The following is a 7,175-nucleotide window of genomic DNA, read 5'->3' as shown; positions in this document are numbered from 1 at the left end:
CCTCCTCGGCCGTGCCGCTCGTGGTGGCCGGCGCCGCGGCCGCGGCCGCCGCGGTGTCACCGGCCGGGGCGTCGGGGCGCTGCCGCCCCGTCCCCTCGCCCTCGGCCCGGGCCCCTCCGGCGGACGACGGCGTGGCCGGCGCCAGCATCGCGCCGGGGTCCCCGCCCACGGACCCCAGCGCCACCGCCCGGCGGACGGACGACCCGTCGGGGGCGGACGGCTTCTGACGACTTGTCATCATTCTCCTCGGGCTCAGTACGAGATCTGGGTCGTACGGGATCACGTGTGGGTCGTACGGGATCGGGTGTGGGTCATGGGGGATCGGGTCGGCGTGGTGCCGGATCGGGTCGGCGTGGTGCGGGCTCTCACGGCTGATCGCGCCGTCCCACCGGCCCGGTGCAGCGCTCCGGCCAGCTCTCGCCCGCACCGGCCGGGAACCCCTTGTCCAGTGCCTCTCCGAGCTGCTTGAGCGCCTTGAGATCCAGGCCGGTCAGCTCCTGCGCCCCGTCCATGTAGGCGGTCGCGTTGGCGGGAAGCTCACGCAGGAGCACCACGGGAGGACCGGACGGCATGGTCCGGGCCCCCAGCACCCGGAACCCGGTGCCCGGTACGAAGACGATCTCCTCGTACGGTGATCCGGCGGGCCGCTCGACCAGTTGCCGCACCTTGCGTCCGGTCACGGACCAGATCGCATAGCGCACGGAGGTGCCGGCCGGCGGCGCCGGCGTCCCGGCCAGGGCGCTGACGGGCCCCGGCTCCTGTATCAGGGTCCCCACCCCGGGTTCGGGAGCGTCGGCTTCGCCGCCGCGCAGCGCCATACCCCGGTAGGAGGGCAGCCGCCGCAGCGCGGAGGCCAGACACCCGGCGTAGGGCAGCAGCCGCCCCTCGCCCGAGCGCATGTCCCTGATCAGCTCGCGGTGGTGCAACGGTCCTTCCTCGGTGGTGAGGTAGGCGTGCGCGGCGATGAGGTCGGTCCTGGCCGCCTCCAGTTCCCGGCCGCGCAGCGCGGGCATCCGGGTGAGCACCCGGGAGACGGCGGCTCCATGCCGTTCCCAGTCGGCCGCGGCGAAGTCACGGAACGCCGCACGTTCGGCGGCACCGCTGACGTGGCCCGGGACGAAGGGGAGTGGCTGCGCCGTCGCCGGGGGGCGGGGCGGGGGCGCGACGGGCGCCGGGGGGTGCGGTTCCGGGGCGGGCCGCGGGGTGACGGGGGCGGGGGGCACGGGAGCGGGCGTGGGGTCGGGAGCTGGGATCGGCTCGGGGGTGGGGATGGGTGTGGGGGTGGGCTGGGGGGCAGGCGTGGAGGCGGGCTGGCGGGCAGGCGTGGAGGCGGGCTTGGGCTTGGGTATCGGGCCGGGCTCGGGAGCCGGGGCGGGGCGGTCGGGGGCGGCCTCAGGGGCGGGCTCGCGGCCTGTGGCCGTGCCGGCTGTGCCCGCCGTGCCTGCCGTGCCCGCCGTGTCGGCCGTGGCTTCGGTGCTGCCGGGTGCGGTTCCCGTCGACGTACCCGTGAGCGCGACCTGTACGGGCCGTTCGGCAGGCGGTGCCCCCCGTGCCGGTGCCTGCCGCGGCGGCGGTGTACCGGGCGTCCGGCCGGGGGCCACCGCGCCGGCGGTCGCCGGTACGGGCGGGCGGGGGCCGGGGGGCGCGGTCCTGCGGGCGGTGACGTAACGGATGGCCGCGACACCGTGTTCGGCGGCCAGCCGGCGCAGTTCGCCCTCGCCCGCCGTGAGCCGGCCGCGTACCAGCAGCGTCGCCCTCGTCCTGGCCTCGGTGCCGAGTCCGGCCAGGAGCCGGGCGAGGGCGGGCACCAGCGAGTCGTCCAACGGCTGTCCCGGCGCGCCCAGTTCGATGACGCAGGCGTCCGGGTCGACGGCCGTGCCCGCCAGCGGAGGCCGGGGGCTGTCCCGTTCCCACAGGGCCAGTCCGGACCGGGTCACCGTGGCCTGCCAGCGGTCCGTCAGCCGTACGGCACCCGGTGCGCTGCCGGCCAGGATTCCGGTGGGCGGGTGGCTCTGCAGCAGCCGTGGGGCGAGGACCCTGCCCTCCGCGTCGGCGGGCCGGCAGGCCACGGAGGACACGAACGGCCGCCAGCTCGGTCTGCCGTCGGTACCCACCAGGGTCGGCCGGGGGGCCGCTCCGGGCGGGGCGTAGTCGTCCAGCAGCGGCAGGCCCGTGAGGACCTCCACCTCGCTGCCCAGCAGGTCCGAGACCGACTGGCCGAGCCACAGCAGGTCGCGGCGGCCCCCCGGGGCGAGCCGGACCCGGGACCGCTGCGCCACGGGCAGCGCGGCGAGTACCGCGGCCACCTCGTCGGCGCCGACGTCCTCCGCCTGCGGGGCGCCGACCAGCACGGTGGGGCGTTCGAAGTCGACCGGCACCGCGAAGCACAGGTCGCCCGGGCCCGGCCCGGGGGCCTCGGCCGGACGCATCAGCACACCCGCCGGTATCCGGTCCACCACACAGCCGCCCGCCGTACGCGCGGGCACCCGGCCCAGCGCCTCCTGCCAGACGGGTTCCGGAGCACGCGGGCCCAGTCTCCGGGGCGGCCTGCCGGGCTCGAAGCGCCACCATCCGCGGGGCTGTCCGGAGTCACCGTGGACGAACAGCGCACCCCCGGGGGTGATCAGTACGGCTCCGTCCGGAGCGATGACCTCCAGCTCCCAGGCGTCGGCGATCCGGCGGGCCACGCAGGGCCGTCCCGGCTGCTGCTCGTCACCGGCGCCGGACAGCACGAGCCGTACCCGGCGGGTGCCCCGGGCGCGCAGGGAGTCCAGCAGCGCGCCCAGCCGGGCCCAGAGGTCCGCGTCCGGTCTGCCGCCGGTGTCGGAGGTGCCGACCAGCACGGTGACGACGTCCTCGTCCGCGCCGAAGGCGTGGGCCACTTCCTCAAGGGTGGCGAGCGGAAAGGAGTCGTCCGCCACGGAGCGCACCAGCAGCACACCGTCGATCTCCTCGACGGGCAGCGCGCCGCCGGCCCGCTGGGCGCCGGTACGGCCCGGACCGGCGGCCGGCCCGCGCGTACCGCGCCCCTCGCCGACCCTGTTACGCCGGCCCGGGAAGCCGTTCGGCCAGCGGCTCACGAGTCGGTCCTCCGTGCCGCGTCGCGCAGCGCCTCGCGTACGGCGTCAAGTTCCAGTGTCATGCTGACCGGCCCGGAAGGGTTGAGATAGAGCGCGTGGCCGGCGGGGACCAGCTCCACGAGGGCGTCCACGGCGACGAGTTCGGAGGCGAGCCGCCCGGCGGTGTGCAGGAAGACCGGCGAGGTGAACAGCGGGACGGCCGGGGTCCCGTCCGGGGTCACGGCGGCCAGCGGGCCGCCCTCGGGGCTGGTCAGGACGGCCACCTCACGACCGAGGAGCGCCCGGGTCACCGCCTCGCCCGGGCCGTAGCCGGTCACGGCGAGCTGAACGGCCCGGTCCACCTCGTCCTCGGGTTCGGGCCAGCCGAGCGCGTCCGGGGAGGGCCGGTACTCCGGGTTGTCCTGCCACTCCTCGATCTCGCCGTCCAGGCCCGACCGCCATCGTCCGACCATGACCCACTCGGGAGGCTCGCCCTCCCCGGACCACATCGGGTCCACCACGCCCAGCCAGTGGTCCGGCGCGAGCCTGCCCGCCTCCCGGATCTCGTCCGGAACGGGCAGGGGCTCCCCCTGCGCACCGGTCGCACCGGTCCTCTCGGTGCCCTGCTGGGTCATCGCTGTCCTCACTCGGTGGTTCGTGGCGGTGCTACGGAGACGGCCGGGACGGGGGACGCGGGCGTGACGCACGGCGTCTCATGTGACCGTTTCCGCCGCGTACGCGGTCCGCGCCCGGCGCGTGTCGTCCGGGCCGTCGGAGCAGAGGATGGCGCGCGCGGTCGTCGCGTCCGTCACGGCTGCGGTGAGCAGACCGGACTTCAGGACGGCGAGCAGTGCCCCCGCGCCGCGCGCACCGCCCGAGAGACCGATCACCTCGGGAACGGCGCGGAGCTGGGCGGCGCTCATGGAGATGACGCGGGCGTTGAGTTCGGTGGGGATCACCTGGCCGGCCGTGTCGAAGAGGTGACCCGCCACCTCCGCGCAGGCGCCGAACTCCCGGTACGTGTCGCGCTCCCGCTCCGTCGACGCGTCGTACACCGTCGCGGGTGTGGCGTCCCACGCCTCGATGCCGACGACGGCCTTGGTCACCCGGTCGAACTGGTGCAGTGTCTCGGCGGTGGCCGGCTGGCTCCTGAGCAGGGCGGCGGTCGGCGCGTCCGGCAGGATGAACGGGACGTGCAGGGGGAAGGCCCGGCCCCCGCCCGCCTCGGCGGTACGGCGGACGGCGGCGACCGCGGCGTCCTGGGCGAGGTCGGGCCCGTGCACGCCCGTCAACTGGACCACCTGGCAGGAGGGCAGCCGGCCCACCGCCTCGCTGAGCGCCCGCACCGGACGGCTGCCGTCGAGTCCGAGGACCTCGCCCTCCGCCGTGATCTCCGAGACGAGCTGCGCGGCCGCCGTGCCGAGCCAGCGGCCGGCCTGGCGCTGGTCCGCCGGGGCCACCGGACCGCCCTCGCTCCGGGACAGGTCGACCACGACGCAGTGGCTGAGCCCGAAGCGGTCGGCCAGCGCGCGCGAGAGCGGGGCGTCGATCTCCGCCGGAACGGTGATGTCGATGCGCACGATGTCGTGGGCCACGGCGGCGTCGAGGAGACGGGCCACCTTGAAGCGGCTGATGTCGAATTCCCTGGCGATGTCGACCTTCGACTGGTTCTGGAGGTAGAAGCGTCTGGCGACGGAAGCGGCGAGGAGTCTGTCGATCGGCGGGGGAGGAACCTCCGCCTCGTGGTGTCCGCCCATGGCGTCGTCCCGTTGCGACCGCATCAGCCGGTCCACCTCGGACTACGGGGCGTGTAGTCGGCTGGCAACCCGCCGGTCCTTTCCTCCATCTGCGTGCCTGGCCCATGGCGTCGGTAACCGGAGGGCCAGGCCCACACTCCTGTGTCCGGTGTGACTCGGGAATCGTGGAACACCACGAGAGACACCACGAATTCAGGGGGGCACAGCGAGGGAACGGCGGTGAAGAGGAGGCGGCGGCGGGCCTCTTGCGGTCGCATGACCGACCGCTGGGGGTACGACGACAGTCCGACGACATCAGGACTGTGTTCACTGTTCCAGAAATGTTCTTCTTGGCGCAAGACCGCAGCACCCTGCACCCTGCACATGGCGCCCGGCGTCCGGGATCGGCATGGAGCGCGTCGAGCGCGTCGAGCGCGTCGAGCACCGCGTCGGCGTTCGGCGGAGGCCGCTGAAAATCTCCCAAGCCGAGCGAGGCCTGGATGTTTGTTCGGGCGCGGACGGTGCAGACGGTTGCTGACACAGTCTTTATGCAACGAGACGGAGACGCACCATGGGCATCATCGCGTGGATCATCATCGGCCTGCTGGCCGGCGCTATCGCCAAGGCCCTGATGCCGGGCAAGGACCCCGGCGGCATCATCGTGACCATGCTCATCGGCATCGTCGGCGGTCTGCTCGGCGGCTGGCTCGGCAAGGTCATCTTCGGCGTCGACTCGATCGACGGGTTCTTCGACCTGTCGACCTGGATCGCCGCGATCGTCGGCTCCCTCATCCTGCTCTTCATCTACCGTCTCGTCGTCGGCCGACGCAGCTCGCACCGTCACGCCTGATGCGCTGACGGCGCGGGCCTCTCCCACCTGGACGGCTCCCTCCCCTGCTCGCAGGGGTCGGGAGCCGTCAGCGTGTGCGGACCGGCTCGGGGCGCCGCCGTCGTACCTGCCGAGCTGCCGCCGCCGCACCCCCGGCGGCAGCTCGGTCAGCCGAGGGAGTCAGGCACCACCGGGGCGGAGCGGCCGCCCCAGGTGGAGGCGTCCTGCCGCAGCAGTTCCACGGCGCCGTTCTCCTCGGTGTCCTCTTCGTCCGGGTCGTCTCCGGACGCCTCCGGATCGGGCCCGGCCGGTTGCGGCTCGTCGCCCAGGTCGCCGCCGTCACCGGAGCGGACCTCGCCCGTTCCGGCGAACGCGATGCCCGCGGCGGGCGCGACGGCCCGCTGGGCGGGCCGCCAGGTGGCCAGCTCCGGACCCTCGTCGGACGCCGAGGCGCCCCGGGCCGGGGCGACGGCGCGTTCGGCCTGCCGGGCCGCGTCCGTCTCGTCCGCGTTCCAGATCGCCGGGTCGGCGACGGTGTAGCGGGAGGTGGCTGCCTCCCCACCCGCGCCGGCGGTGGCTCCGCGGCCGGCCAGCGACAGCAGCAACGGGGTGAAACCGGCCGCGGCCAGGTCCCATGCCGAGACGTCGTCGGTGTCCTCTTGCTGTACGACGACCGGGACACGGTCGTCGGGGAGCGGGGCGGGGACCATGTGTACGTCACCACTCCCCGAGGGCGCCGCCTCCGCTTGCGCGGCTCCGGTCCCGGTTCCCGCTCCGGTTCCGGCCGTGGCCTGGGTTCCCCGGCTCTGCGTGCCGCGCCCCGTGCCCGGCGCCGTAGCGGTGCCGGGGGTCAGGCCCGGCAGCACGGGGGCGGCGACGGTCGCGTCGGGTGCGGGAAGACCGGCGGCGCCGGTCTCGCCCGCCCGCTCACCGGGATGCGTGGCGGCATTCGTCGCCGCCGACCCTTGCAGCGCGGCACCGCCGGCCGCCGCACCCGGAGCGAGTTCCTCCAGGGGGTCCTCCGAGGGGTGCGGGGCCCAGGCGGCGGAGGTGCCGCCCAGCAGGCCCGAGCTGTCGGGCCGGTGACCGTCCTCGCCTCTTCCGCTTCCGGCGCCCGCGCCAGCCGTGTTCATGCCGGGCATCATCGGCATCCACGCCGCACCGGCCCCGGCGGCCGCACCCGCCGCCGCACCCGCCGCCATGGCTTCCGGCCCGGTCAGGCCCACGCCGCCGGGCGCGGCACCCGCTGTCGGCAGACCTTCCCCGGCACCGCCCGGAGCCCCCTCCTCCGTCCACGGCACCAAGCCCTCACCACCGAGCAGACCAGCCGCGTCCGGACGCTCCGCACCCGAACCGGCACCGGCCCCCGCACCGCTCGCGCCCGGCATCATGGGCATCATCGGCATACCCGAGACACCCGCACCCGCACCCTCACCGGCGGTCGAGAGACCGGGCGACGACACCGAACCCGGGCCAGTCAGGCCCACGCCGCCGGGCGCGGCACCCGCCGTCGGCAGACTCTCCCCGACACCGCCCGGAGCCCCCTCCTCC

At 75.3% G+C, this 7,175-nt stretch carries 5 protein-coding genes and 1 pseudogene; 1 reads left to right on the top strand and 5 read right to left on the bottom strand.

Going from position 1 to position 7,175, the window contains the following annotated elements:
• The 4 genes and pseudogenes from ABEB00_RS34915 to ABEB00_RS34900 all read right to left on the bottom strand — a co-directional run.
• Nucleotides 1-238, bottom strand: a pseudogene (locus ABEB00_RS34915) (hypothetical protein); the annotation flags it as partial.
• A 127-nt stretch (nucleotides 239-365) separates the two neighbouring features.
• Nucleotides 366-3,080 carry a hypothetical protein gene (locus tag ABEB00_RS34910; protein ID WP_345624751.1) on the bottom strand — a complete coding sequence of 905 codons (2,715 nt, stop codon included), beginning with the start codon at nucleotides 3,078-3,080 and terminating at the stop codon, nucleotides 366-368.
• The gene (locus ABEB00_RS34905; protein WP_345624750.1) at nucleotides 3,077-3,694 is read right to left on the bottom strand and encodes a type VII secretion system-associated protein; all 618 of its coding nucleotides are present in this window, start codon (nucleotides 3,692-3,694) and stop codon (nucleotides 3,077-3,079) included. The genes ABEB00_RS34910 and ABEB00_RS34905 overlap by 4 nt, the downstream gene beginning before the upstream one ends.
• 78 nt (nucleotides 3,695-3,772) lie before the next feature.
• The gene (locus ABEB00_RS34900) at nucleotides 3,773-4,840 is read right to left on the bottom strand and encodes a sugar-binding transcriptional regulator (protein WP_345624749.1); all 1,068 of its coding nucleotides are present in this window, start codon (nucleotides 4,838-4,840) and stop codon (nucleotides 3,773-3,775) included.
• 526 nt (nucleotides 4,841-5,366) lie between these two features.
• Here ABEB00_RS34900 and ABEB00_RS34895 point away from each other — a divergent pair.
• Nucleotides 5,367-5,645, top strand: a complete 279-nt coding sequence (locus ABEB00_RS34895) for a GlsB/YeaQ/YmgE family stress response membrane protein (protein ID WP_345624748.1) — start codon at nucleotides 5,367-5,369, stop codon at nucleotides 5,643-5,645.
• A 146-nt stretch (nucleotides 5,646-5,791) separates the two neighbouring features.
• On the opposite strand, the gene ABEB00_RS34890 is transcribed toward ABEB00_RS34895, so the two are convergent.
• Nucleotides 5,792-6,757, bottom strand: a complete 966-nt coding sequence (locus tag ABEB00_RS34890; RefSeq protein WP_345624747.1) for a hypothetical protein — start codon at nucleotides 6,755-6,757, stop codon at nucleotides 5,792-5,794.
• Nucleotides 6,758-7,175: the final 418 nt, after the last annotated feature.

The sequence above is a fragment of the Streptomyces ziwulingensis genome (assembly GCF_039542605.1).
Taxonomy (GTDB): Bacteria; Actinomycetota; Actinomycetes; order Streptomycetales; family Streptomycetaceae; genus Streptomyces; species Streptomyces ziwulingensis.
Note: the sequence above shows the minus strand (reverse complement) of the source record. Positions and strands in the feature narration are given on the sequence as shown.